General features: G+C 44.4%; 25 protein-coding genes. 19 read left to right on the top strand and 6 right to left on the bottom strand.

Annotated features, from left to right (window positions below):
- The 14 genes from JKJ11_RS12200 (at position 1) to JKJ11_RS12135 (ending at position 11,221) form a co-directional block, all read left to right on the top strand.
- Complete coding sequence (locus JKJ11_RS12200) at positions 1-780, top strand: ParA family protein (protein ID WP_006069984.1); 780 nt, start codon at positions 1-3, stop codon at positions 778-780.
- Positions 770-1,783: a chemotaxis protein CheW gene (locus JKJ11_RS12195; protein WP_252038255.1), complete on the top strand. Its 1,014-nt coding sequence runs from the start codon at positions 770-772 to the stop codon at positions 1,781-1,783. Before JKJ11_RS12200 ends, JKJ11_RS12195 begins: the two co-directional genes overlap by 11 nt.
- 71 nt (positions 1,784-1,854) lie before the next feature.
- Positions 1,855-2,349 (top strand): chemotaxis protein CheW, encoded by a 495-nt coding sequence (locus tag JKJ11_RS12190; RefSeq protein ID WP_006069986.1) that lies wholly within the window; start codon positions 1,855-1,857, stop codon positions 2,347-2,349.
- The gene (locus JKJ11_RS12185) at positions 2,349-2,852 is read left to right on the top strand and encodes a DUF2802 domain-containing protein (RefSeq protein WP_252038254.1); all 504 of its coding nucleotides are present in this window, start codon (positions 2,349-2,351) and stop codon (positions 2,850-2,852) included. Before JKJ11_RS12190 ends, JKJ11_RS12185 begins: the two co-directional genes overlap by 1 nt.
- A 289-nt stretch (positions 2,853-3,141) precedes the next feature.
- A complete protein-coding gene (ccmA, locus tag JKJ11_RS12180) occupies positions 3,142-3,759 on the top strand; it encodes a cytochrome c biogenesis heme-transporting ATPase CcmA (protein WP_062457921.1) in 618 nt (205 codons plus the stop codon).
- Between the two features lies 1 nt (position 3,760).
- Positions 3,761-4,429: a heme exporter protein CcmB gene (gene ccmB / locus JKJ11_RS12175; RefSeq protein ID WP_252038253.1), complete on the top strand. Its 669-nt coding sequence runs from the start codon at positions 3,761-3,763 to the stop codon at positions 4,427-4,429.
- A 66-nt stretch (positions 4,430-4,495) separates the two neighbouring features.
- The gene (locus tag JKJ11_RS12170) at positions 4,496-5,245 is read left to right on the top strand and encodes a heme ABC transporter permease (RefSeq protein ID WP_006069990.1); all 750 of its coding nucleotides are present in this window, start codon (positions 4,496-4,498) and stop codon (positions 5,243-5,245) included.
- Positions 5,246-5,250: 5 nt separating this feature from the next.
- Positions 5,251-5,457 (top strand): heme exporter protein CcmD, encoded by a 207-nt coding sequence (ccmD, locus tag JKJ11_RS12165; RefSeq protein ID WP_006069991.1) that lies wholly within the window; start codon positions 5,251-5,253, stop codon positions 5,455-5,457.
- Positions 5,454-5,939 carry a cytochrome c maturation protein CcmE gene (gene ccmE / locus JKJ11_RS12160; protein ID WP_006069992.1) on the top strand — a complete coding sequence of 162 codons (486 nt, stop codon included), beginning with the start codon at positions 5,454-5,456 and terminating at the stop codon, positions 5,937-5,939. The genes ccmD and ccmE overlap by 4 nt, the downstream gene beginning before the upstream one ends.
- Positions 5,936-7,897: a heme lyase CcmF/NrfE family subunit gene (locus JKJ11_RS12155; RefSeq protein WP_252038252.1), complete on the top strand. Its 1,962-nt coding sequence runs from the start codon at positions 5,936-5,938 to the stop codon at positions 7,895-7,897. The genes ccmE and JKJ11_RS12155 overlap by 4 nt, the downstream gene beginning before the upstream one ends.
- Complete coding sequence (locus JKJ11_RS12150) at positions 7,897-8,451, top strand: DsbE family thiol:disulfide interchange protein (RefSeq protein ID WP_006069994.1); 555 nt, start codon at positions 7,897-7,899, stop codon at positions 8,449-8,451. Before JKJ11_RS12155 ends, JKJ11_RS12150 begins: the two co-directional genes overlap by 1 nt.
- On the top strand, positions 8,448-8,933 hold the full coding sequence (locus JKJ11_RS12145) for a cytochrome c-type biogenesis protein (RefSeq protein WP_006069995.1): 486 nt from the start codon (positions 8,448-8,450) through the stop codon (positions 8,931-8,933). Before JKJ11_RS12150 ends, JKJ11_RS12145 begins: the two co-directional genes overlap by 4 nt.
- The gene (gene ccmI, locus JKJ11_RS12140; RefSeq protein WP_006069996.1) at positions 8,933-10,150 is read left to right on the top strand and encodes a c-type cytochrome biogenesis protein CcmI; all 1,218 of its coding nucleotides are present in this window, start codon (positions 8,933-8,935) and stop codon (positions 10,148-10,150) included. Before JKJ11_RS12145 ends, ccmI begins: the two co-directional genes overlap by 1 nt.
- Before the next feature lie 195 nt (positions 10,151-10,345).
- On the top strand, positions 10,346-11,221 hold the full coding sequence (locus JKJ11_RS12135) for an MlaA family lipoprotein (RefSeq protein ID WP_124940097.1): 876 nt from the start codon (positions 10,346-10,348) through the stop codon (positions 11,219-11,221).
- A 66-nt stretch (positions 11,222-11,287) separates the two neighbouring features.
- Here JKJ11_RS12135 and JKJ11_RS12130 read toward each other — a convergent pair whose 3' ends face one another.
- The 4 genes from JKJ11_RS12130 to JKJ11_RS12115 form a co-directional block, all read right to left on the bottom strand.
- Positions 11,288-12,529, bottom strand: coding sequence for an outer membrane protein transport protein (locus tag JKJ11_RS12130; RefSeq protein WP_252038251.1), 1,242 nt, complete (start codon positions 12,527-12,529; stop codon positions 11,288-11,290).
- A gap of 291 nt (positions 12,530-12,820) precedes the next feature.
- The gene (locus JKJ11_RS12125) at positions 12,821-14,074 is read right to left on the bottom strand and encodes an outer membrane protein transport protein (protein WP_198558120.1); all 1,254 of its coding nucleotides are present in this window, start codon (positions 14,072-14,074) and stop codon (positions 12,821-12,823) included.
- Between the two features lie 262 nt (positions 14,075-14,336).
- Positions 14,337-15,053 carry a DUF3379 domain-containing protein gene (locus JKJ11_RS12120; RefSeq protein ID WP_006070000.1) on the bottom strand — a complete coding sequence of 239 codons (717 nt, stop codon included), beginning with the start codon at positions 15,051-15,053 and terminating at the stop codon, positions 14,337-14,339.
- Positions 15,046-15,552, bottom strand: coding sequence for a sigma-70 family RNA polymerase sigma factor (locus JKJ11_RS12115; RefSeq protein WP_006070001.1), 507 nt, complete (start codon positions 15,550-15,552; stop codon positions 15,046-15,048). Before JKJ11_RS12115 ends, JKJ11_RS12120 begins: the two co-directional genes overlap by 8 nt.
- Positions 15,553-16,075: 523 nt before the next feature.
- On the opposite strand from JKJ11_RS12115, the gene fadI reads away from it, so the two are divergent.
- The gene (gene fadI, locus JKJ11_RS12110) at positions 16,076-17,398 is read left to right on the top strand and encodes an acetyl-CoA C-acyltransferase FadI (RefSeq protein ID WP_006070002.1); all 1,323 of its coding nucleotides are present in this window, start codon (positions 16,076-16,078) and stop codon (positions 17,396-17,398) included.
- Positions 17,398-19,515 carry a fatty acid oxidation complex subunit alpha FadJ gene (fadJ, locus tag JKJ11_RS12105; protein ID WP_198558119.1) on the top strand — a complete coding sequence of 706 codons (2,118 nt, stop codon included), beginning with the start codon at positions 17,398-17,400 and terminating at the stop codon, positions 19,513-19,515. Before fadI ends, fadJ begins: the two co-directional genes overlap by 1 nt.
- Before the next feature lie 39 nt (positions 19,516-19,554).
- On the opposite strand, the gene JKJ11_RS12100 is transcribed toward fadJ, so the two are convergent.
- The gene (locus JKJ11_RS12100; RefSeq protein WP_198558118.1) at positions 19,555-22,338 is read right to left on the bottom strand and encodes an insulinase family protein; all 2,784 of its coding nucleotides are present in this window, start codon (positions 22,336-22,338) and stop codon (positions 19,555-19,557) included.
- A gap of 293 nt (positions 22,339-22,631) precedes the next feature.
- Between JKJ11_RS12100 and sixA the strand changes: the two genes are divergently transcribed.
- Positions 22,632-23,096 (top strand): phosphohistidine phosphatase SixA, encoded by a 465-nt coding sequence (gene sixA, locus JKJ11_RS12095; RefSeq protein ID WP_198558117.1) that lies wholly within the window; start codon positions 22,632-22,634, stop codon positions 23,094-23,096.
- A 4-nt stretch (positions 23,097-23,100) separates the two neighbouring features.
- Here the strand turns inward: sixA and smrB are convergent, their stop codons facing one another.
- Positions 23,101-23,631 (bottom strand): endonuclease SmrB, encoded by a 531-nt coding sequence (smrB, locus tag JKJ11_RS12090; protein WP_031493271.1) that lies wholly within the window; start codon positions 23,629-23,631, stop codon positions 23,101-23,103.
- Positions 23,632-23,693: 62 nt separating this feature from the next.
- On the opposite strand from smrB, the gene prmB reads away from it, so the two are divergent.
- Positions 23,694-24,626: a 50S ribosomal protein L3 N(5)-glutamine methyltransferase gene (gene prmB / locus JKJ11_RS12085; RefSeq protein WP_006070007.1), complete on the top strand. Its 933-nt coding sequence runs from the start codon at positions 23,694-23,696 to the stop codon at positions 24,624-24,626.
- Between the two features lie 158 nt (positions 24,627-24,784).
- Entirely contained in the window at positions 24,785-25,870 is a 1,086-nt protein-coding gene (aroC, locus tag JKJ11_RS12080) for a chorismate synthase (RefSeq protein WP_006070008.1), read from the top strand.
- The last annotated feature ends 27 nt before the right edge of the window (positions 25,871-25,897 follow it).

Genomic DNA, 25,897 nt, shown 5'->3' with positions numbered 1-25,897 from the left:
ATGATTGTTTGGAGTGTAGCTAACCAAAAAGGTGGAGTGGGCAAAACCACCACCACGGTAACGTTGGCAGGGCTATTGAGCCAAAAGGGGCATCGAGTCTTGTTGATCGATACCGACCCTCATGCATCATTGACCACTTATCTGGGTATGGATTCAGACGAGCTGACTCATAGTTTGTTTGATTTGTTCCAACTGAAAGAATTCAGTGAGACACGTGTTAAAGCCTTAATTCACCAGACCGAGATAGATAATATTGATATTTTGCCAGCTCATATGTCGCTGGCGACACTCGACCGCGTTATGGGCAATCGCAGTGGCATGGGACTTATCTTAAAGCGCGCATTATTGGCACTTCGTGATGAGTACGATTATGTGTTGATAGACTGCCCACCAATATTAGGTGTGATGATGGTCAATGCGTTGGCGGCGAGTGATAGAATTTTAATCCCAGTACAGACCGAGTTTTTGGCTATGAAAGGGCTGGAAAGAATGGTGCGTACGTTGGCTATCATGCAGAAATCACGTCAACGTCCATTCAAAGTAACGATTGTCCCTACCATGTATGACAAACGGACTCGGGCATCTTTGCAAACACTCACCCAGCTTAAACACGATTATCCATCGCAAGTTTGGAGCTCTGCGGTACCTATCGATACCAAATTTAGAGACGCAAGTCTTAAGCACTTACCTGCGTCGCATTTTGCCGCTGGAAGTCGTGGCGTATTTGCCTATAAGCAGCTGCTAATTTATTTAGAAAGGTTGGCTCAAGATGAAAGCTGATGCAGCTCCCCTCTCAAGCGAACAAGCGCTAGACGATTACTTTACGTCATTATTAGGGCTAGAAGATGGCCTTGATTTCGATAATGGAGAGTCTGAGCCAATCGAAGTGAGTGAACCAGTTTCTGTTGCTGAATCATCGGAAGCTGAGGCTCTTATTGAGCAGCAGGATTCGCTATCTACATGGCAACCTGAGCCTCAACTACAACTTAGCCAATCAAAAGAAGTAGCACGCACTTACGACGAACTTATCGCGGAAGCTGAAGAGCCTGATCTGCAACACCTTGAGAAGCTGTTTAGTGGGTTGCAGCACCAGTCAGAAACCCAAGAAACTGAAGAGTCAATAGTTGCTGAGCCAGACATAGCCGTTCAGGTGGAGTCAGAACAAATTGCTGCTGAAGCAGCAACAGAAGAAATTCAATCGTGGGATCTAGAAGAAACTTCGGATGTAATTAGTGATATTAAAGTTGATTCTGAGATTGCCGATACAGTTGATGTAGAACTGGTTACCGCAGATGGTGGGTCGGGTGAGCAGAACATTTGGCAAAATGGCGAGCGTACTGAAGGTTTTCAGGTGCTGTATTTTGATGTCAATGGTATGACGTTTGCCGTGCCTTTGGATGAGCTTGGGGGTATCCACCAGATTGGTGAGCTAAACCATTTGATTGGCAAACCTGCTTGGTATCTGGGGCTGCAGTCGAGTCGCGATAGTCAACTTGATGTGGTTGATACGGCTATGTGGGTAATGCCTGATGTTCTTAATGACGATAGTTACAAAGATGCCTATGAGTATATTGTGATGTTAGGTGAGAGCCATTGGGGACTGGCGTCTACAGAGCTTAAAGGTACTGAGCTACTTCAACCAGAAGCGGTGCGCTGGAGAGAAAAATCCGGTAAGCGTCCTTGGCTTGCTGGGATGGTAAAAGAACAAATGTGTGCGTTAGTTCATGTGTCTGAGCTAATTGACATGCTTAATGCTGGATTAGATGTTAAATCGGTACAGTAAACAACAAAATTAATGCTATTTGCTTCCGCTTTCATTATGAAGCAAGGCAGAAATGAATTGAGAGGAAGACTATGTCTCAAACGATGGATGTTGAACTAAGAAAAGATCAAGCTAACGATGAAGTGCTGCAATGGGTGACGTTTCAGTTAGAAGAAGAAACCTACGGCATCAATGTTATGCAAGTTCGAGAAGTACTTCGTTATACAGAGATAGCGCCTGTACCTGGAGCACCAGACTACGTTCTGGGCATTATTAACCTCCGTGGCAACGTGGTCACGGTGATTGATACTCGTTCACGTTTTGGCTTGATGCCTGGTGAAATCACGGATAATACTCGTATCATTGTTATCGAATCTGAACGCCAAGTTATTGGTATTCTAGTCGACAGTGTGGCTGAAGTGGTTTATCTGCGCTCTTCTGAAATTGATACAACGCCAAGTGTTGGTACAGATGAAAGCGCGAAGTTCATTCAAGGGGTGAGCAACCGTGAAGGTAAATTGTTGATTCTTGTTGACCTTAATAAACTGCTCTCTGAAGATGAGTGGGATGAAATGGCTTATCTATAATGATTGACTCTGTGTCTTTGATGTCACCACTGCTATGGGGAGCGGTGGCATTAGCAATTATTCTCTTTGTATGGTTGGTGAAGGTTCATCGTGGCCTGAATCTACATAAGGCACATGCTCGCCAGCAAAAGCGAGCGCTAGAGAAAGATGTAGAAAAATGCAATAAACAGCTTCTTGAAGTACGTTCGGTGTTAGTTGGACTTGGTCAGAAAGTATCTGAACAAGAAGAAATTATAGCTCACCTAACCGAGCGTATTATCGAGGTGGAAAATGTCGATAGTGACGGTCGTTTGTACACTCGTGCTAACAAAATGGTCAAACTGGGCGCGGATATCAACGAGCTTATCGAAGAGTGCGAACTTCCAAAGGCAGAAGCAGAGCTGATGCTCTCCCTGCAGAACAAAATTGCCGGCAAAGAAAAAGTGCCGCCTTTACACAAGGCAAAGCAACCAGTCCGAGCACCCGCCAGTCAAGGTTATCCCTCCCTTAAAAAGAGCAGATAGGCGTTACAGAACATCAATAACTCATTGATGTTCTTGTTCTATTTTAATAACAACGTTAACAATTCTTTACCTTTTTCTAGTCGTCATAGGTGTACGGTTTGCTATTCTATGGTTCGGCATGATATGACAAATTAAGAAAATATCTACCACTTTATGGGTATATATTTCGTTTTAAGAACAGTAATTTATAGTTTCTTACCAAGTTTCGTGAAGCGAGTTTGATCATTATCGTTTAACGCTATTTTAGCTATGGTAAGATGGACGCCCTGTCGAACCAGTACGTAAATGAATGTTAGAAGTAACAAAATTAACAGCGATTCGCGATGACCGCGTATTATTTGAGAATTTATCTTTTTCTTTACAATTAGGCGATCTCGTACAGATTGAGGGCCGAAACGGTACCGGTAAAACCACGCTGATGCGTATTGTTGCTGGACTGGGAGATAAAGAAGACGGTGAGATCAAATGGAATGGTGAAAAAATCGAATCCAGTCGGGAAGATTATCACCAATCTTTGTTGTTTCTAGGACACCAAACTGGCGTCAAACGCGATCTGACCGCGTTCGAAAATCTAAAGTTTTATCAGTCTATTCATGCTCCTGACACATCGACGGAACAGATTTTTTCTGCGTTAACCCAAGTCGGCCTTGCTGGTCGAGAAGATGTACCTGTTGCTCAACTTTCTGCAGGTCAACAACGCAGAGTAGCGTTGGCGCGTCTTTGGCTCAGTAAGCAACCATTGTGGATTTTGGATGAACCACTGACTGCGATCGATAAGCAGGGTGTTAAAGTGCTAGAAGATCTATTTCTCAACCATGCGGAACAGGGCGGTATCGTATTGTTAACGACTCACCAAGATATGTTTAGCGACAATCCTAAACTCAAAAAGATCAAACTTGGAGAGTAGTATGATTGCGTCCATGATGAAAATAGTCCGTCGAGAGCTACTCATTGCGTTTCGCCGTCAAGCCGATATTTTCAATCCACTATGGTTTTTCATCATAGTGATTACTCTTTTTCCATTAAGTATCGGACCTGAGCCGAATCTACTGGCGCGTATTGCTGCTGGTATTGTGTGGGTTGCTGCTTTGCTTTCTGCACTTTTGTCATTGGAGCGACTGTTTAAAGATGACTTCCAAGACGGGTCTCTTGAACAGATGATGCTCATGCCTATTCCCCTACAACTGGTTGTTATAGCAAAGATTATTGCTCACTGGTTGCTGACAGGGTTGCCTCTTATCATTATTAGTCCACTGCTGGCGATTTTGTTATCACTGGACTCAAATACATGGATTGCTGTCGTCTTAACTTTATTGGTGGGGACACCTACCTTGAGTTTTATAGGCGCTATCGGTGTTGCATTGACCGTTGGGTTGCAAAAAGGTGGGGTGCTGCTGAGTTTGCTCGTATTGCCTCTCTATATTCCTATTCTAATATTTGCTACCTCTGCGATTGATGCTGCATCATTGGGTGTTGCGTATAATGGTCAGTTAGCTTTGCTAGCTGCTATGTTAGCCGGAGCAATGACTCTGACTCCGTTTGCTATCAGTGCCGCACTAAGAGTTAGCGTAAACTAAAAATATACCACGCTTACATTGCCGATTCGGCGATGAGAGAAATGTCGTCAAAGAGTGAGAAACACTATGTGGAAATGGCTCCATCCTTATGCCAAACCCGAAACCACTTACCAATTGTGCGGTAAGCTTTTACCATGGTTTGCCACGATAGCATTACTATGTCTATCCATCGGCACCGTCTGGGGACTTGCTTTTGCACCTTCAGACTATCAACAAGGTGATAGCTTCCGTATTATCTATATTCATGTCCCTTCTGCAATTTGGTCTATGGGCGTGTATATGTCGATGGCGATTTCGGCATTTATTGGTCTAGTGTGGCAGGTTAAGTTGTCTAACTTAGCGGCTCTGGCGATGGCGCCAATTGGTGCGGTCTACACCTTCATCGCCCTGTTAACAGGTGCAGTGTGGGGCAAGCCTATGTGGGGTGCATGGTGGGTCTGGGATGCTCGTCTGACGTCAGAACTGATTCTTCTATTCCTTTATTTAGGTGTCATTGCGCTTTACCACGCTTTTGATGATCAAAAAACGGCAGCAAAAGCAGCGGGTATTCTTGCCATAGTAGGTGTGATTAACCTCCCTATAATCCATTTCTCTGTGGAGTGGTGGAACACGCTACATCAAGGCGCGACAATTACTAAGTTCGCTAAACCTTCGATTTCCAGCGACATGCTGTGGCCACTACTATTGAATATTTTCGGATTTGCCTTCTTCTTTGGAGCTGTGACGATGATTCGTTTACGTAATGAGATCATCAATAAAGAGGGGCACCGTCCGTGGGTGATCAAACTGGCTGAACAAGCCAAGCAAAGAGGTTAGATATTATGCATTTTGAATCTTTAGGTGACTTTTTTGCTATGGGAGGTTATGCCTCCTATGTTTGGAGTGCATTTGGCATCACCTTTTTGTCCATGATTATTCTTCTTGTGACTAGCGTGTCACGAGGAAAAAAACTACTTAAAGACGTTCAAGCTAAAGTCGATAGGCAGGCGCGTATCGAAGCAGCGAAAAATATGGAGAACACTCTATGAACCCAAGGCGTAAGAAAAGGCTCGGCATTATTCTGGCCATTTTCATTGGTATCGGTGCGACTGTTGGCTTGATCATTTATGCACTTAATCAAAACATGGATCTGTTCTATACACCAACGGAATTGGTGAATGGTAAGAAAGACGGCTCAAAACCTGAAATTGGCCAACGCCTGCGTATTGGTGGAATGGTGGTTGCAGGTTCGGTAAGTCGTGATACAGAATCACTGCGCGTCAGCTTCGATTTAGCTGATGTCGGTCCTAAGGTGACAGTGGTTTATGATGGTATTCTTCCTGACTTGTTCCGTGAAGGGCAGGGCATTGTTGCTCAAGGAGTACTAGTGGAGCCTACTAAGATTGAGGCTTTTGAAGTACTAGCTAAGCACGATGAAGAATACATGCCGCCTGAAGTAGCAGAAGCTATGAAGAAGACGCATGAACCACTGCAATATTCTCAAGAACAGAAACAAGGAAGCGGTCAATGATTGCTGAAATTGGTCACTTTGCACTGATACTCTCGTTGAGTTTATCAGTGCTACTCAGTATTTTGCCGCTCATAGGCGCATCGAAAAACAACACATTGCTGATGAACACGGCAAGGCCTCTCTCTTGGGGTATGTTCATTATGCTACTGTTGTCCTTTGTTATTCTCGAGTGGGCGTTTTACGTTAACGACTTTACGTTGCAGTATGTGGCGAATAACTCGAATACTCAGTTGCCTTGGTACTACCGTCTAACGGCAGTATGGGGTGCTCACGAAGGCTCATTATTACTTTGGGTGTTGATTCAAGCGGCTTGGACCGTTGCTGTAGCTAGCTTTAGCCGTGGTATGCCTCAAGAGTCAGTCGCGCGAGTACTAGCAGTAATGGGCATGATCACAGTAGGTTTCTTACTGTTTATCATTGTTACTTCAAACCCATTTTTAAGAACATTACCTTTCTTCCCGGTTAATGGACGAGATCTCAACCCACTGTTGCAAGACCCTGGTTTGATCATCCACCCTCCAATGCTATATATGGGTTATGTTGGCTTCTCGGTTGCGTTCTCTTTTGCGATTGCATCATTGATGTCAGGTCGCTTGGATACTGCTTGGGCTCGCTGGTCTCGACCTTGGACAACCGCTGCATGGGTTTTCCTAACTCTAGGTATCGCACTGGGTTCATGGTGGGCATATTATGAGCTTGGCTGGGGCGGCTGGTGGTTCTGGGATCCAGTTGAAAATGCCTCGTTCATGCCTTGGTTAGCGGGTACCGCATTAATGCACTCATTGGCAGTGACTGAAAAACGCGGCACGTTCAAAGCTTGGACGGTATTGTTGGCGATTTCAGCATTCTCTTTGAGTTTGTTGGGGACCTTCTTAGTACGTTCCGGCATTTTGGTCTCAGTACACGCATTTGCCTCCGATCCGTCGCGCGGTATGTTTATTCTTGGTTTCTTAGTATTCGTGATAGGTGGCTCATTACTGCTGTTCGCTTTGAAAGGCGCCTCGGTGAGAGTACGTGGTAACTTCGACTTGCTGTCACGTGAAAACGCGCTGTTGGGTAACAATGTTCTGTTGATGGCAGCACTCGTCGTGGTGCTTGTTGGTACTTTACTACCACTTGTTCATAAACAGATTGGTTTGGGCTCGGTATCGATCGGTGCGCCATTCTTTAATATGTTGTTTACTTGGCTAATGGTGCCATTCGCGTTCCTACTGGGTATTGGCCCTCTGATTCGTTGGAAGCGTGACAAAATGTCGACGCTTATTAAGCCAATGGTCATCTCTGGTGTTATCTCACTTGCTTTCTCTGCGCTGATGGTAACCGTTTTGGCCGAATACTTTACAGGTCTAGCATTCCTTGGTTGGTTGATGGCATCTTGGATCATTACCATGCATGGCTTTGAACTTTACGAGCGCGCAACTCACCGCCACAGTTTTGCCAAAGGCATTACTAAGCTACCTCGTAGCCACTGGGCGATGATGTTGGGTCACATCGGCTTAGCAGTAAGCGTTATTGGTATCGCTATGGTGCAAAACTACAGCATTGAACGCGATGTGCGTTTAGCGCCGGGTGAGCATTACCAGATTAATGACTACGATTTCTATTTCAAAGGTCTGCGTGACAAAGATGGTCCGAACTACGATGGTTATATCGCTGACTTTGAAATCACCAAAGGTGGTAAATACATCAACACCCTTCATGCAGAAAAGCGTTTCTATCGCACTGCTAAGTCTATGATGACTGAAGCCGCTATCGATCGTGGAGTGACTCGTGACTTGTATATCGCGATGGGTGAGCGTCTAGATGATGGTAAGTCATGGGCAGTTCGTATCTACCACAAACCGTTTGTTCGTTGGATTTGGTTAGGTGCGCTGATTATGTCTATCGGTGGTGCATTAGCTATCAGTGATAAACGTTACCGTTTCAGAAAGACAGCGAAGGCGGAAGGAGACGCATAATGAATAAGAAGATCCTATTTATTCCTTTAGTCGCATTTCTAATTTTGGTGTCGGTCTTTGCCGTTCAGCTAGGGCGTAACCAGGCTGGGGACGATCCTACCAAGCTAGAATCGGTGCTGATTGGCAAACACGTTCCAGAGTTTCGTTTAGAAGATCTTGCCGAGCCTGGAAAACTGTACAATCAGGATATCTTCAAAGGTGAGCCTTTACTGCTAAATGTTTGGGCTACATGGTGTCCAACTTGTTATGCAGAGCACCAGTATCTTAATGAGCTTGCGGGGAATGGCGTCAAAATCATCGGTTTGAACTACAAAGATCAACGTAACAAGGCGATTCAATGGCTTAATGAGTTGGGTAATCCTTACTTGATTAGCCTGTTCGATGGTGATGGCATGTTAGGTCTAGATTTAGGGGTCTACGGTGCGCCTGAAACCTTCTTAATCGATGCTAATGGTGTGATTCGTTACCGTCACGTTGGCGATGTGAACGCTCGCAACTGGAGTGAGAAACTTCAGCCTCTATATCAGCAAATGTTAGAGGAGGCGAAAAAATGAAAAAGTGGTTAATCGCTTTAACGTCTTCACTAGTGCTCGCATTGACAGCTAATGCTGCAATTGAAGTTCATGAGTTTGACTCGTTAGAACAGGAAAATCAGTTCCAAGAGCTAAACCACACGCTGCGTTGCCCTAAGTGTCAAAACAATACTATCGGTGACTCTAATGCTGAGCTTGCTGTAGACCTTCGTCAGAAAGTCTATGAGATGACCAAAGAAGGCAAATCTAAGCAAGAGATTATCGACTATATGATCGCTCGCTACGGTAACTTTGTGACTTATAATCCACCGCTGACATTCGCAACGGCGATCCTCTGGGTTGGCCCGTTATTTGTCGTGGTGTTCGGTTTTGGTTTGATTGTGATGCGCAGTCGTAAGAACCGCGCTAAGCAAACTGAACAAGCAGGCAGCGAGTGGAGCGATGAAAAAGAAGCTCAACTGAAAGCGTTGCTGGATGAAAAAGAGACTGGAGATAAGCAGTAATGACACTTTTTTGGATATCAACAGTCGGTCTTGTTGTCGTTGCAATCGCACTGCTGGCAATCACTCTTAACAGTAAGAAAGCCAACAACGATGAACAGCTTCGTGATGAATTAAACAAGGCATTCTATAAAGATCGTCTTTCTGAGTTGGAAGTGGAAAACGAAGAAGGCTTGGTGGAGAACCAACAAGACTTAATCGATGACCTTAAACAATCACTGCTTGACGATATTCCACAACAGCAGCAACAGACCGAGAAATTCAATATTTCGCCAATGGCGGTACTGATTCCTTCTGTTGCTTTGGTTGTGATCTTGACTTACGGCATGTATATGCATTTTGGTGGTGCAACCAAAGTGAAAAATTGGCAAGAAGTCACAGCTAACCTTCCTGAATTATCGAAGAAGCTGATGGCGGGCTCTGCTGAGCCAATGACTGAAGATGAGATGCAAGATCTTACTTTGGCCTTGCGTACTCGTTTGCACTATCAAAAAGACGATGCAACGGGCTGGTTGCTATTAGGTCGAATCGCCCTTGCGAATCGCGATGTGACAACCGCTACAGACGCGATGGAAAAAGCCTATCGGCTAACGCCTAACGATGCAGATGTTAAGTTAGGTTACGCTCAAGCTCTGATGATGTCTCAAGATGAAATGGATAATAATCGTGCAAGAAGCCTACTTACTAGCTTGATTCAAGAAGAGTATGTTGATCTTCGAGTGTTTTCGCTATTGGCATTCGATGCATTTGAGCGAGAAGATTTCCCAGGAGCTATCCGTTACTGGTCGATTATGCAGAAAATGATTGGTCCAGAAGATAGCCGCTATGAAATGCTTTCTCGAAGCATTGAGAGTGCCAAAGCGCGCATGGGTGAGCCGATTGTTCAAGGTAAGTCAGTGGCGGTGACTATTTCACTAAGCCCTGATGCTCGTATCCCAGAAGATGCAGCACTAATCGTCTCAGTACACCCAGCAGATGGTTCGCCAATGCCAGTTGCGGCGGCGCGCTATCCGCTAGGTACTTTCCCACGTACTGTTGTTTTGGATGATAACAACAGCATGATGGAAGGGCGTAAACTATCAAGTTTGGATGGACTCATTGTGAGAGTTCGTATCGATAGTGATGGTAATGTTGCGACTCGCGATGGCGATTGGTTTGGTGAAAGCCAACCTGCTAAATTGGGTGATACCGTGGAGGTGTCTATTAATCAGCAGTACTAATGCCTATAACATATAGTCATACTGATTAATAAATATTGGCCTAGATTGTTGCTTTAACTAGCCTGTGTAGTTGCATACCGCTATACTCATTACTAGTGGTTATAACAACAATCTAGAGCTTAATTCCTAATTATCAAAGCATTAGGACAAAAAAATACGAAACTGCTCAGATTGTCATGGCTTATGGATGAGGTTATGCAGTCAGCATCAACCGGCAAAAAGATCACTCTTTTTGCCGTTTTTGTTTCTTGCGTATTTCTGTTTGGTTGTTCTTCATCTCCTGAAGATACCCAACCAATAGAAAGCCAAGAGGCAACTTCGACTTTGGATTCTAGCTCAAGTGACTCCAGCGATCTGCAAGTCGAGAACAGTGAACTACAACCTGACAATGATACGACTCAGGTTGGAACCGACGTCTATGATCCCTTCGAAAGCTTTAACCGAGCAATGTGGGCGGTTAATTATGACTATTTAGACCCCTATTTTGTGCGTCCCGTCTCTCTCGCTTACGTCAACTACACGCCTGATCCAGTCAGACTAGGGGTACGTAACTTCCTAGCTAACCTTGATGAACCATTTAGTGCTGTGAACAATGCTGTTATGGGTAATGGTGGTAAGGCGCTGGATCACTTCAACCGATTTTGGATAAACAGTACCTTAGGCTTATTAGGCTTTATTGATATCGCATCTGCGGCCGGTATTGAAAAGCGAGATAAGAAAGAGTTCGGTGATGCGATTGGGCATTATGGAGTCGGTACGGGCCCATATTTTATGATACCGGGTTATGGGCCGATTACTTTACGTGAAGGTGCAGATGTCGTAGATGGATTATATCCGCCAATATCTTTCTTGAACTTCTGGGCTAGCTTTGGCAAGTGGGCCTTAGAAGGAATGGAAAAACGCGCGCTAGTCGTCCCTCAAGAAGCAACACTCGAACAGTCACCAGATCCTTATTCGCTTACTCGGGATATTTATATCCAACGTCAGAACTACAAAGCAGAAGTAGTGGATGATGAAGTGGATGCGGAGGAAGAAGCTTATATTGATGACTACTTGGAGGATTTTGAGTAGCTCGAGAAGGCACTTTGTAAAGAGATCCTCATTATGAGAGGATCTCTTAATTAGCAGTAGGAACTATTAGAAACGATAGTTTGCTTGCACACCTACAATCCAAACATCACCTGAGATTTCACCCTCAAAAGCACCATACGGAAGTACAAGTTTATCATGATCATCTCTAGGCTCTTTTATTGGAGCTTTACGTGCCATGATATAAGTTAGACCTGCATCCACTGTAAATTGGTTAGAAAATGCATAGCTACCACCGGCGCTGAGCCAAGTACGATCTGTTTCTGGGATTGTTGTTGTGCGATATTTATCATCGACCGCAGACATGTCATATGCCACTCCGCCGCGCAGTGTGACCTTTTTGTTAAGGGCGTAAGTTGTACCTAAAGCGAAACGATAGCTATCTTTCCAGTACTCACCTTTAATATGGTCACTTACTCCGTTATCATATTCTGCAATAAGCTTGTCGAAGTCACTCCATTGAGTCCAATTAATACTACCATGGATGGCCCAACGCTCTGTCAACTGATGGAATGAGGCGAGCTCGAGAGTTGCTGGTAGTGGAACTGAGAGTTTTCCACCAATAGATTGATTAGGTACAGCTACACCTCTCGCTGTGCCATCGAAATCCATGGTGACTTTCGATTTATAAGCAATACCAACACGGTTGTCGGGATTAATCTGCCAAGCGGCGCCAAGTTGGTAGCCCCAAGAGCTATCTTTTCCTTCCATATACTTCAGATCAGTGCCTGCTACAGGGACTGAAGCACCAAAATGTCCTTCTCCTGTGACGAAACGAATACCGCCACCAATACTAAATTGCTCATTGATTTTATAGCCTAAGCTAGCGACAGCTTCTACCGTCATTACTTTCGCTTGATTGCCATACTGGGTCGCAAGAAAGCTACTATCAAGCTCTGTTTCCATACCGTAGTTTGACCCTAGAGCGAGGCCAGCTGTAAAACTATCATTAATTTGATGTGACACGTATAAGTTAGGTACAGGTGCACTATGAGCAATGTCTTTAGCTTCAGTGTAGCCAAATTTAGAAGAGGTACCGGTAACGTCTATATTTGGGTCGACATAAAGTACACCGCCAGATACCTGAGTACCCTCTAGATAAGTCAACATCGCTGGGTTACGCCATTGTGCGCTTGCATTGTCAGCCATTGCTGCCTCACCTGCAAATGCACGTCCTAGACCAGTCGCTGAATATTCTGCTAGTTGAAAACCTGCCGCTGAGACCTGTGAAGAGGATAGCAGCCCCAAAACCACTGCAAGAGATAGGGGAGTTCGTTTTGAAATTGTCATTGTTGTTCGCTCAAAGTATTTCCATTTAGAGCGGTGATTCTATTTTTAGAGTAAATGCTTTAAAACTAATTTATTGCAAATACATCATTTTTGAATTTAAATATCGTAGAACTAAATTTTTATGGGTCAATAATCTAGATGTTATGGTGATGTTTCAAAAAATCAGCTTACACCTGTATACAAAAATCAAGAAAAGGTATGACCAGTTGTATGCTGAAAGTGAAGGGTTGAGTCAGGGGAGATAGAAAAAAGGGTCGGAATACCGACCCTTAAGAAGTTTAGTTATTTAGCTTAGAAGCTGTAGCTGTATTGGATACCTGCTAGCCATGCGTTAGCATGTGTGGTAGCAGTTAGTTCTGGAGCTAAAGGAGCGCTCGATTCAGTTACAGAAACATCTTTACCTGCTAGGTAAGTTAGACCTAGGTCAATAGTGTGGTGTTTCTTGAAGTTATAACCTGCACCGACAGAGAACCATTGACGATCTGAGTCTGGTACAGAGATTGAGCGGTCTTGGTCTTGTGCTGCGGTGTCATACATATAGCCAGCACGTAGGGTCCATTCTTCGTTTAGGTAGTACGTACCGCCTAGAGCAAAGTGGTAGCCATCTTGCCAGTTGTATTCTTTAATAGTTGCGCTGTTATTAGTTTCAACTTTGTCAAATACGCTCCAACCAATCCATTGAACGCTATAGTGAACCGCGAATTTTGTGTCAGTAATTTTGTGGAAACCACTAAACTCAACCATGCTAGGTAGTTTTAGATCGATACTACTTGCATTTGGATCCAATGCATACTCTACTGTACCGTCAGCGGTGACTGTCGGGCTGTAGTGATATGCTAGGCCAAATCGGTTATCTTCATTTAGCTCAAACACAGTGCCGACATTAAAACCAACACCAACGCCGCTAGCATCAATGTTTACAACTTTGGTTTCATTTAGCCCAGGTGTAGAAGGACTAGTTGTACGTTCTAGCTTGCCTGAGCCTTGGACGATATCAATACCACCACCAACACTCCACTGCTCATTAATGCGGTATGCAGCATTTAGTGTGTAGTTGATGCTGGAAATCTCTGTCGTACCGCCATAGACCTTAGCCAAGTTATTGTCTCCGAAAGAGTCATCGAAGTTGTTGGTGGTTCCAAAGTTAGAATAGATACCAGCACCTAAAGCCCATTTATCATTTAAGCGATGGATATAATAGATATTAGGTACATATGAGGTTGCCGTGTTGTTTGCATCAGGTTCTTGCAATCCGTAAGGTGGAGACCCTGCACCACCAATATTTTTAACATCAATGCTAGATGCTATTACATTCAAGCCACCAGAAAACTGGTGCGAGTCAAACAACGTCATCGCTGCTGCGTTACGCGCCATTACCGAAGCGTTATCCGCAATTACAGCATCACCCGCAAAAGCACGGCCTAGACCTGTTGCTGATTGAGAGTTAAGTTGGAAACCTGCTGCTGCTGCATGTTGAGAGGCGAAAGTGAGTGACGAGACTGCCACTGCTAATAGTGTTTTTTTATACAGACGCGAAGTAGTCATTTAGTATACATCCTTTTTTGTAATCGCCTCTTTGGGCGTTAGTGAAAATTGAGTTAATGCTCAATTTCGGGGCTGATCCTAATCGCTAGTATAGGCAATAGAAATCTGACCAGTAACTAAAATCGCGTAAAAAGTATATAAATGATGACTATTTGGCAGGAAATGCATCGAAAAAGGTTATTTCTAGAGTTGATACTCTAAAAATAACAATATCAATAAAAAAAGAGCCCTATTCGGAAATAAGGCTCTTTTATCTATAAAATTAAGCAGGGTTAAGGATTTTCTTAATGTTTTCGCCGATTTTACTAAAGTCTTCACCTTCTTCACCAACAAGGATGAAACTGGCATCGCCAATCGGTTCGACCATTCCCGCCATTCCATCTTTATCGAAAGACTTAGTTTGTTCGCTCGCGATGCCTGTTAAGAACAGGGTCACTTTGCCTTTTTCACCTTGAAAAACCATGTGCATTGCATTGGACTCACCAAAACCGCAGTGATTCAAATAATAAACATGGTAAGGAAAGCTCTGGCCGATCTGATAAGCAAATGGCAGCAATTTAGCATTAATTTGAGCTTTAGAGACGTTTTCATCAAGTGGCTCAATAAAGCCCATTTCTTCATGAACATGTTTCATAGCTGTATCAGATAACGAAGCTTGCGCCGGTGAAACAACCACATTCCCCCAATTAACTTGGCCTACTAGTAAACCAAAGGCAAAAGCGATAGACGCTGCTAATGAAAGCGCGCGCTTACCGAATTTCACTTTGACCACGTTGCTTTCTGGTTGGTTAAATAAGATCCGGTCAGCTAAATCATCGGGAACATCGACTTTCATCGCTTGTTCGATTCGAGCGTCCAATGACAAAATATCGTCCATATATTTCGCATTGTTTTCGCTTTGTTGGATCGCTTCCAATAACTCAGCATCTTTCGCCTTCGGATCGGACATAATACGACGACGGAATTCTAACTCATCCATTGTGTTGCCCCCTAGGTGAATCCGCAGACTCCAACATTTCCTTGAGCTGATTGCGTGCTCTAAATAATCGAGTCATTACAGTGTTTTTGTTAAGGTCGAGGATCGAGCCGATTTCTTCACCACTAAAGCCACCAACGACTTGTAGAAAGAGCGGTTCTCGATACTCGACATCGAGTTTCATAATTTGTGCTTGAAGCCATTCCTGCTGATGGTGCGGATCATCAGAAACCTTTGCATCATTGCCATAATCATCGATATCGACGAGATCAAACTGCTTACGTTCAAAACGTCGAGCATTCTCTCTACGTAGAATCGTGATAAGCCATGACTTCGCGGCTTTTTCATCTTGGAGGCTATCCAGAGACTTCCAAGCACGCAAGCAGGTTTCTTGAACAAGATCTTCAGCGACGGGCTTATCTTTACACAACCAATAAGCGTATCGATAAAGATCTCTATGATAAGCACGAACCAGTGCTTCGTATTTTCTTTGTTTGTCCATATTCGAGTTGACCGGACTACTCGAAGATTTCTTTCCAAACTTTTTTATAAATGACACAGGAGCCCCCGTTTTTGCTCTGTGATTCGTGTTTTTTTCCCTGGATTTACAGCAAAGTCACTCAAAATTGATCTAGTTCAAAATTAAGACCTGAGGAGCGGTTATATTAACCCTTGTCATCTCGTTGGTCTTTCGGGACTAACATGTTGAGCAAGATGACACTTCCTTTTGAAGGCTGACTTTACTTTCTCCTAATCAGGAAACTGATTATTTTCAATTGGCGCAAGTTAATTGCTTTATAGATTCCAACCACACAATTTACTGTGTGGTTTTTTTTTGCTCGTAGAATCTATCTTCTTGTTTTCACTATTCCTATTGTCGCTTAGCTTGCGTCATTCTCATATTCCATTTTGGTCGACCATATCACGTTATTCAATAAATCCATCAAGTTTTATTAAACGACTGTTTTAAATTCTTAACATCTTCGTTACAATGCTGTGGTCAGACCTCTTAGGAAGGAGAAATTATGAGCAGTAAGGAAGTGGGGAAAATCGATCTCACCACCCGTAACGGCGAACGTATCGCTGTAGTTGCAGGCTTGCGAACACCTTTTGCGCGCCAAAGCACCGAATTTAGCCAAGTACCCGCTGTTGACCTAGGAAAGATGGTCGTTGCTGAAATGATGGCACGTACCGATATCGACCCTAAGTTAATCGACCAAGTGGTATTTGGTCAGGTTGTTCAGATGCCAGAAGCCCCAAACATCGCGCGAGAAATTGTACTTGGCACTGGTATGAACATTCATACTGACGCTTATAGTGTGACAAGAGCTTGTGCGACAAGTTTCCAAGCCGCTGCCAATGTTTGCGAAAGTATTATGGCTGGCACCATTGATGTTGGGATTGCTGGTGGCGCCGATTCATCTTCTGTTTTACCTATTGGGGTTTCTAAAAAACTGGCGGCGAACCTACTTGCTTTGAGTAAAACCAAAACAGTCGGCCAAAAACTTAGCATTCTTAAGAAGTTGTCGTTCAAGGACCTTATGCCTGTGCCACCTGCGGTCGCTGAGTATTCGACTGGTTTATCTATGGGACAAACGGCTGAGCAAATGGCGAAATCTCATGGAATTACTCGCCTTGAACAAGATGAATTAGCACATCGCTCTCACTCCCTTGCGTCGCAGGCTTGGAAAGAAGGCAAAGTGCGTGATGAGGTAATGACGGCCTTTCCTGAACCATATAAAAAGAGCCTAGAGCAAGACAACAACATCCGTCATGACTCAGAGCTTGCTAGCTATAGTAAGCTTCGTCCAGCATTCGATCGCCAATATGGCACCGTAACTGCGGCTAACAGTACGCCGCTGACCGATGGCGCTGCAGCGATTATGTTGATGCGTGAAGGTCGAGCTAAAGAGCTGGGTTTAGAAATCAAAGGCTATATCCGCTCTTATGCGTTCTCTGCTATTGGTGTTCGTGAAGATATGCTGATGGGGCCATCTTATGCGACACCTATGGCACTAGATCGTGCTGGAATCTCGCTGTCAGATTTAACGCTTATCGACATGCATGAAGCCTTCGCTGCCCAAGCACTTTCTAACGTCAAGATGTTTGCAAGTGAGTCATTTGCTAAAGAGAAGCTTGGCCGTTCGAGTGCAATTGGTGAAATCGATATGGAGAAATTCAACGTACTTGGTGGTTCACTTGCCTATGGCCACCCATTCGCAGCCACTGGTGCACGAATGATTACGCAAACACTGAACGAGCTTAAGCGTCGCGGTGGTGGATTAGCGCTTAACACCGCTTGTGCGGCTGGTGGTTTAGGTGCGGCAATGATTCTGGAGGTAGAATAATGAGCGAGCATAAAGCCTTTCATCTTAATGTTGATGAGCAGAACATTGCATGGCTTGGAATAGATGTTCCAGGTGAGAAAATGAATACCCTTCAAGCTGCGTTTGCCGATGAAATGGCACAAGTTTTTTCTGAGCTTGAAGAGAAAAAATCGGCACTTAAAGGGTTGATTGTCCACTCGTTAAAATCGGATAACTTTATTGCCGGAGCAGATGTCAGAATGCTTGATGCATGTACATCTGCAGAAGAAGCACAAGCGTTAGCTGCAAAAGGGCAAGAGATGTTTCAGCAGCTTTCCGATCTCCCATTCCCTGTTGTTGCTGCGATTCACGGTCCTTGCTTGGGCGGTGGTCTAGAACTCGCACTTGCTTGTGATTATCGTGTATGTAGTGATGCGGATATTACTAAGCTAGGACTACCAGAAGTTCAGCTTGGTTTGCTTCCTGGCTCAGGTGGCACACAGCGACTACCGAGACTTATTGGGCTACTGCCTTCTCTTGACCTTATTCTTACGGGTAAGCAACTTCGCGCCAAAAAGGCGAAAAAACTTGGTGTCGTCGATGCGAGTGTGCCACACACTATTTTGTTGGACGTGGCGAAAGATTTCTTAGGTAAGGGCAAAAAGCGCAAAGCGAAAAAGCTCACCAAGAAAGAAGTGTTGATGTCAGGTACCGGTCTTGGTCGTAAAGTTATCTTTGACCAAGCAGCGAAGAAGACCAACGAAAAAACACGCGGTAACTATCCTGCGGCCGATGCCATTTTAGATGTAATTCGCTATGGTCTCGAAAAAGGCATGAAGAAAGGGCTGGAGAATGAAGCTAAACGCTTTGGCGAATTAGTGATGACTTCAGAATCTAAAGCATTACGTTCTATTTTCTTCGCTACCACAGAGATGAAGAAAGAATTTGGTAGTGACGCCCAGCCTAAAGCCGTCGACAACGCTGTGGTACTTGGTGGTGGCTTAATGGGGGCGGGTATTACTCACGTCACCGTATGCAAAGCGAAAGTGCCAGTTCGCATTAAAGATGTTGCTAATGAAGGCATTGTGAATGCGCTTAATTACAACTTTAAGTTGTTAGAGAAAAAGCGTAAGCGTCGCATTATCTCTAAAGCGGATCTACAAGCGCAAATGTTGCAAATGGCCGGCGGCACAGACTTTACCGGTTTTGCCAAGGCCGATGTTGTGGTCGAAGCGGTATTTGAAGATCTATCGTTGAAACAACAGATGGTGAATGACGTCGAGAGCAACGCTAAACCAGAAACCATTTTTGCTACCAATACGTCATCCATTCCTATCGCGCAGATTGCTGAAAAAGCGGAACGTCCAGAAAATGTGGTTGGTCTGCATTACTTTAGTCCAGCCGATAAAATGCCGTTGGTGGAAGTGATTCCGCATGAAGGTACATCGGATGAAACTATCGCGACTATGGTTAAGTTTGCCAGAAAGCAGGGTAAAACACCGATTGTTGTTAAAGACCAAGCAGGCTTCTACGTAAACCGTATTCTAGCGCCTTACATGAATGAAGCGGCAAACGTTCTACTATCAAACGAGCCAATTGAAGCGCTTGATAACGCTTTGTTGGACTTTGGTTTCCCTGTGGGTCCTATCACACTGTTAGATGAAGTAGGTGTTGATATTGGTGCCAAGATCATGCCAATTCTAGTCGCTGAGCTAGGCGAGCGATTCCAAGGTCCGGATGTCTTCGACAAACTATTAAACGATGGTCGTAAAGGCAGAAAAACAGGTAAAGGCTTCTATACCTATAAAGGTAAGAAGAAGTCAGTGGACAGCTCGGTGTACAGTGTTCTTGGGCTAAAACCTGAAGCTAAGATGTCTGAGAAAGATATCGCTATTCGCTGCGCTTTACCTATGTTGAACGAAGCAGTGCGCTGCTTGGACGAAGGCATTATTCGCAGTCCACGTGATGGTGACATTGGTGCGATCTTCGGTATTGGTTTCCCACCATTCTTAGGTGGTCCTTTCCGCTATATGGATACGATTGGAATTAAGAAAGTCGTTGAGTTGATGAACCAGCACGCTGAGAAATACGGTGACCGCTTTGCGCCATGCGACGGCTTGTTAACTCGAGCTGGACTTGACGAAACCTTCTATAAATAAGCGTTAAAAAAGAAAACCCCTCAAATGAGGGGTTTTTTATTATCCTAAATCCGTATCCTTCGGCCTTAATTGAAACTCTTCAATTGAGCCTATCTCGAAACCTAGGTCCAAGCGTGGCGCGTTAATATGCGCTTTACCTTGGCTGTGCATGATCAGTCGATTGGCGGTTCTGGGTTTTAGCTCATTCACAACAAAGCGAATCATATCCGCCCTTGTGAGTGATTTAAGTTCAGCTAGTACTTTCTCTCGTTGGTTGAACTCTGTGTCTTTGTTGCCAATAGCAATCCAGAGTCGCTGAGCTCGTCCTCGTAATGTGGTATCAGGGGTTGAGATTTGATTCCAAAGCCCTTTCTTACTGCTGTGCCACTGGTAATCATTAAGCTCTAGTAACACCATGTAGAAGGCGTTAAGAAACTCGTCGATTGAGCGAATCAAATCGTTGGGCGCCGCATTTGGCGATTGGACATACAATACAATACCAGGGTGACGGTTAAGCGGCATATTACCAGTGCCAACCATATAGCCGAGCTGCTGCTTGGTACGAATCTCATGAAAGAAGGTGGCGGACATCAGGTGGTTCGCCAACGAATACAGCGCAATGCTTCTTGGTTCAATATCTTCACACTGATAGTAAACCACGATGGCAGAGTCATCTTGGTCGCAGAACACTTCTTTTTGGAAACTGCCATTCTCCCCAAGCATGACCAAAGGACGTAGGCTTTCTTCGTATTTTTGATTATTCAGTCTAAGGGCATCTTTCAAAGTAGTGGCGATATCGAGTGCGCCTTGGCGATGCCAATCACCGTAGACAAACATCTCAATATGCAGCTCGGACAAAATAGACTGAACGAAGTTCGGTAGCTCGTCTACTTCGATAGACTCAAGAGCTTCGATTAGTACCGGATAAGGTGGGTTGTTTGGTTGCAATATCCCAGTCATCGCATTGAATAACTGTGAAATAGGACGATCTTTGGCGGTATTGCGCCAGCTTCTTAATAGTTGAGATTTGATGCTTTCGAACCGAGCAGGATTAAACTCTCTAGACGCGAATCGCTTAAGAATCATTTCCAGTAGTTGAGGCTGTTTTTTACTGAATCCAGAGATGGACAGCGTGACACCACCTTGGTGTGCATACATGTCATATCCAAGACCAGCCACTTCAGCGGGGTAAGTCTCTTCAGACAATGAGTCGAGGAACATTTCAACACATAAGCGAGTCTTGACAATGTTCTTGGGTGAATTGACAGAATGAGGACTATCGATAGCAATAAACACTACGCCTTTTGGGACGTTGAATTTATCGTCTTGTAGGTGCCACAGCCTAAAGCCGTCAAGGTCTTCAATTAGCTCAGGGTGCTCACCATTGGACTCAACAGGGTAGGTCTTTAAATCGTAGTTAATAAATGGGTTTTTCTCTGGCAATCCAAATGGAAGGTCAGAAAACGCAGGCAACTGATTAAAGAATGCTAACTGTTCGTCAGTAAAACGCGTTACTGAATAGGGCGTAAAATACCACTTCGCTTGTTGGTCGTAATGTTGCTCTTTAGCGACTAAGGTTGCTTTCAAATTGTCTGTGGTGAGATAGGAACCATATTGCTTCAATAGCTCTTCATCATAACCAGACATTTTATAGTCGCCGTAGACAATATCCTCTGGCAAATAGTTTTGCATGTTCATTACAAGGTGGCTAACGAGATCTAATGGGCGTGCAGGTTCTTGAAATTGGAACGCTGATTCGGTAACAGCCCTTTTTTCATCGTAGCGCCATTCATCCATGCCGTCAGACTTTATTAGCGCGGTAAACTGGAAAACGGCTTGGATGATCTCATCAACATGCTCTAAGCCAACAGGTGTTAAAGAGACGCTGACACTGAATTCGCGAAAGTTACTGCCCGACGCTCCACCACCAGCAGATAGCGAGGTAATCCACCCTTTGTTTTTAAGATAAAGCATTAAGCTGCCTTGACCTTCGTAGCCGAGTAAGTTGGCGAAGTATGACATTGGCTTTTGGTGATAATGCTGATTCGTGGCAGGCAATGGGAAAGAGAGAATCAGCTTGCGGATCTCTTTAATAGGTTCTACTTGAATTAGAACTTCGGTATGTTCTTTCGTCGTAAAAGGGACATCAACTACTTTTCCGTGTAATTGATTATTGCCTACATCGCTAAACTTGCCGGCAGCCCATTGCTCTAGCTCATCAAGTTCATGAGGACCTATGAGTGCTAATGTCATAAGATCAGCAGAGTATTGTTCCTTATGAAAACGAACAATTTCTTCGCGAATACTTTGCCCATTTCGATCACTCAGCGTGTCGATATTTCCGACGGAAAATTTAGAAAATGGGTGAGCTTGGTTAATGGTCTCTTTTTGGACCTGATACAAACGTCGTCCATCTTCATTCAGCTTTAGTTTGTACTCTGAATCTACCGCTTGACGTTCTTTGTCGAGCGCTTCCTCATTAAAAAGAGGGGCAGAAAAAAACTGGCTGAAACGGTCGAGACCTTTTTCAAAGGCGTTTGGATAAATATCGAAGAAAAAGCACGAGTGCTCAGTGCCTGTCCACGCATTATTTGAGCCACCATGTTGGCTAATAAAAGACTGGAATTCACCAACTTTGGGGTATTTGTCTGTGCCGAGAAACAGCATATGCTCCAAGTAATGAGCGAGCCCTTCACGATCATCAGGATCGTCAAAATGACCGACATTAACGGCCAGAGCGGCAGCCGATTTTTGAGCCTGCATATCTTGAATAAGCAGTACTCTTAGCTCATTGTTGAGAGTAAGGTAGCGATAGGAGCGACTATCATTAGGACTTAGATGCACTTATCTTCTCCAGATTAAGCGGAAGCTTGGACAGCTCAACCAAGCACCTGGCAACAAAAGCAATGTCTCACTATTGGTACTAACAGGGTTTACCAATACTTAAGTAAAATAATTATGACGTTAAATAAGAGACACGCAAAAACAAAGTTACAAATATTTTTAGACTACTTATTAAATTGTTAAGAAAGTCGAAGCCTTTAGCAAGTGAATTGATATAATTAATTTTTTTAAATAAGTATAGCTCTGTATCGATGGAACGATGAAGTTAACCATCAGTAGAAACAGGTAAACATATGAAAGTTTTTATAATGCGCCATGGCGAGGCTGTCCATTACGCACCTAGCGACGAAGAGCGAGCTCTGACATCTCACGGCAAAGAATGCTCGGTAATCGTTGCGAGAGCTTGCAAACAGCAAGGTTACTCGGAATTCGACAAAGTGCTGGTAAGCCCATACCTGAGAGCACAACAAACTTGGGCTGCAGTTAGTAGCGAGTTTAGTAGTAACGACGTGGTGACCTCTGACGATATTACGCCTTATGGTCAAGCGGAAGACGTGGTTGAGTATGTGTCGGCTATTGCTGAGTTAGAAAATCTAGAGTCAATTTTGCTGGTATCGCACTTGCCGTTGGTTGGTTACCTAACTGCCGAGTTTGTCGGTGATATCAGTGCACCAATGTTTCCAACATCAGGCTTAGTGTGTATTGAGTATGATGTGGAGAGAAGGCAGGGCGAAGTGCTCTGGCACATTCACCCTTAGGACGTTACTTTTCTGGTATTGAAAGCAATACCAACAGAGCACCATCACCACCAAACTCGAGTGGTGCTTGGTGAAACGCCATTACGTCTGGATGCTGCGCCAACCAAAGAGGCGCTTTTTGTTTCAGAATGTGCTTGCCGATGCCATGCATAACGCAAGCACAATGAATGTTCTCTTTCACGCAATGAGCAATCATTGCGCCTAATTCACGTTTTGCTTCTTGTTGTGTCATGCCGTGCATGTCTAAGAAAACATCAGGCACATAGACACCACGACGTAACCTCTTTACTTCATACGTAGACACATCATCGCGAGCATAGCGCGTTGGTCCTTCATCGCTTAAGTGCGGAACAAACTCATCCGAGAAGTAAAACTCTGCGTCTTTCGCTTCTCTATTGGTTCTTTTCGCTTCTTTTTGTTTCTTATTTCGGTTTGGCTGCTGGACTATGGTATCCTGTCGCAACTTTTTTACGCCTTGTACTGCGTCCCGGAATAGACCGAAATCATCATCGGTATTGTCGTCTTTCTGGCTCATTAATGGGAACAACTCATTAAATTAGGTTATTAGCAGTATTGTAGCGCTTTTTGGAGGCAATTTTGGATAAGATTTTTGTGGAAGAAGCCGTTTCTGAGCTTCACACATTACAAGATTTGATTCGTTGGACGGTCAGTCGCTTCAACGCAGCGGGTCTTTTTTACGGCCACGGCACTGACAATGCTTGGGATGAAGCGGTTCAGCTGATTCTGCCAACGCTGTACTTACCTATCGATGTGCCACCGCATGTTTTGAACTCTCGCTTAACAAGTAGTGAGCGTCTTCGCGTTGTTGAGCGTGTGATTAAGCGTATCAACGATCGCACTCCAACAGCTTACTTGACTAACAAAGCGTGGTTCTGTGGTTTAGAGTTCTTCGTTGATGAGCGCGTATTAGTGCCGCGTTCTCCAATTGGCGAATTAATTGAGGCGCAGTTCCAGCCATGGTTAAGTGAAGAGCCGGTACGCATCATGGACCTTTGCACTGGCAGTGGCTGTATTGCGATTGCATGTGCACATGCTTTCCCTGATGCCGAAGTAGACGCGATTGATATCTCCACCGATGCATTGGAAGTTGCAGAACAAAACGTTCAAGACCACGGCCTCGAGCAGCAAGTGTTCCCAATTCGCTCTGATTTGTTCCGCGATCTGCCAAAAGAGAAATACAACCTGATTGTCTCAAATCCACCATATGTGGATGAAGAAGATATGAATTCTTTACCAGAAGAGTTTACTCATGAGCCGGAGCTTGGTCTTGCGGCAGGGACCGATGGATTGAAATTGGTGCGTCGTATTCTTTCTAATGCACCAGACTACTTAACTGATAACGGCATTCTTATTTGTGAAGTGGGTAACTCTATGGTTCACATGATGGAACAGTACCCTCATATTCCATTTACTTGGATTGAGTTCGAGAACGGCGGTCACGGCGTATTTATGCTGACGCGAGAGCAGCTTGTTGCCCACGCTGAGGAATTTGCAATCTATAAAGATTGATCGTTAACGAGATGACTGAAGACGCCGTAATGAGAATTGCGGCGTTTTTTTGTTTGGGGGTTTACAACGTCTGCCTTTGTCGTCACTATGAAATCACGAAGAACAGACAGGCATTGAACAAGCTCGGATATAGCTTGTTCTGACAGACAGAGGAAGTAATGGCAGGAAATAGCATCGGACAACATTTTCGTGTAACAACATTTGGAGAAAGTCACGGTATTGCATTGGGTTGTATCGTTGATGGTTGTCCTCCAGGGTTAGAAATTACCGAAGCCGATCTGCAAGTAGACTTAGATCGTCGCCGCCCAGGTACCTCAAAGTACACCACTCAGAGACGTGAACCTGATGAAGTAAAAATCCTCTCTGGGGTATTTGAAGGTCAAACAACGGGTACATCAATTGGTCTGCTGATTGAAAATACCGATCAGCGTTCTAAAGATTATTCAGAAATTAAAGATAAATTCCGTCCCGGTCATGCCGACTATACCTATCACCAAAAATACGGGGTACGTGATTACCGAGGTGGTGGTCGTTCATCAGCTCGTGAAACCGCAATGCGTGTTGCGGCTGGTGCAATTGCAAAGAAATATCTTAAACAAGAATTCGGTGTAGAAATTCGTGCTTACTTATCACAAATGGGCGATGTGTCTATCGATAAGGTCGATTGGAATGAAATCGAAAACAACGCGTTCTTCTGCCCTGACGTGGACAAAGTCGAAGCATTTGATCAGCTGATTCGTGACCTAAAAAAACAGGGTGATTCCATTGGCGCTAAGCTGCAAGTAGTAGCAACCAATGTACCAGTTGGCCTTGGGGAGCCTATCTTTGATCGTCTTGATGCCGATATTGCTCATGCATTGATGAGCATTAATGCCGTTAAAGGTGTCGAGATTGGCGATGGCTTTGATGTGGTAAACCAAAAAGGCAGCGAACATCGTGATCCTTTAACGCCTGAAGGCTTTTCAAGCAACCACGCTGGGGGCATTTTAGGTGGTATTTCTACCGGGCAAGATATCGTTGCGAATATTGCTCTAAAACCAACATCAAGTATTACCGTTCCGGGAGACACAATTACTCGAACTGGTGAGCCAACTCAGCTAATTACCAAAGGTCGCCACGATCCTTGCGTAGGCATTCGTGCTGTGCCAATCGCGGAAGCGATGCTAGCGATTGTTCTCCTTGATCACTTACTGCGTCATCGTGGTCAAAACCACGGTGTAACGACAGAAACACCGGTTATTTAGCTCGAATAAGCAACAGACTTGAAGCCT

Origin of the sequence: Vibrio sp. SCSIO 43133 (assembly GCF_023716845.1) — a bacterium.
Lineage (GTDB): Bacteria > Pseudomonadota > Gammaproteobacteria > Enterobacterales > Vibrionaceae > Vibrio > Vibrio mediterranei.
The sequence above is the reverse complement of the archived record's forward strand: the minus strand, read 5'-3'. Positions and strand labels throughout refer to the sequence as shown.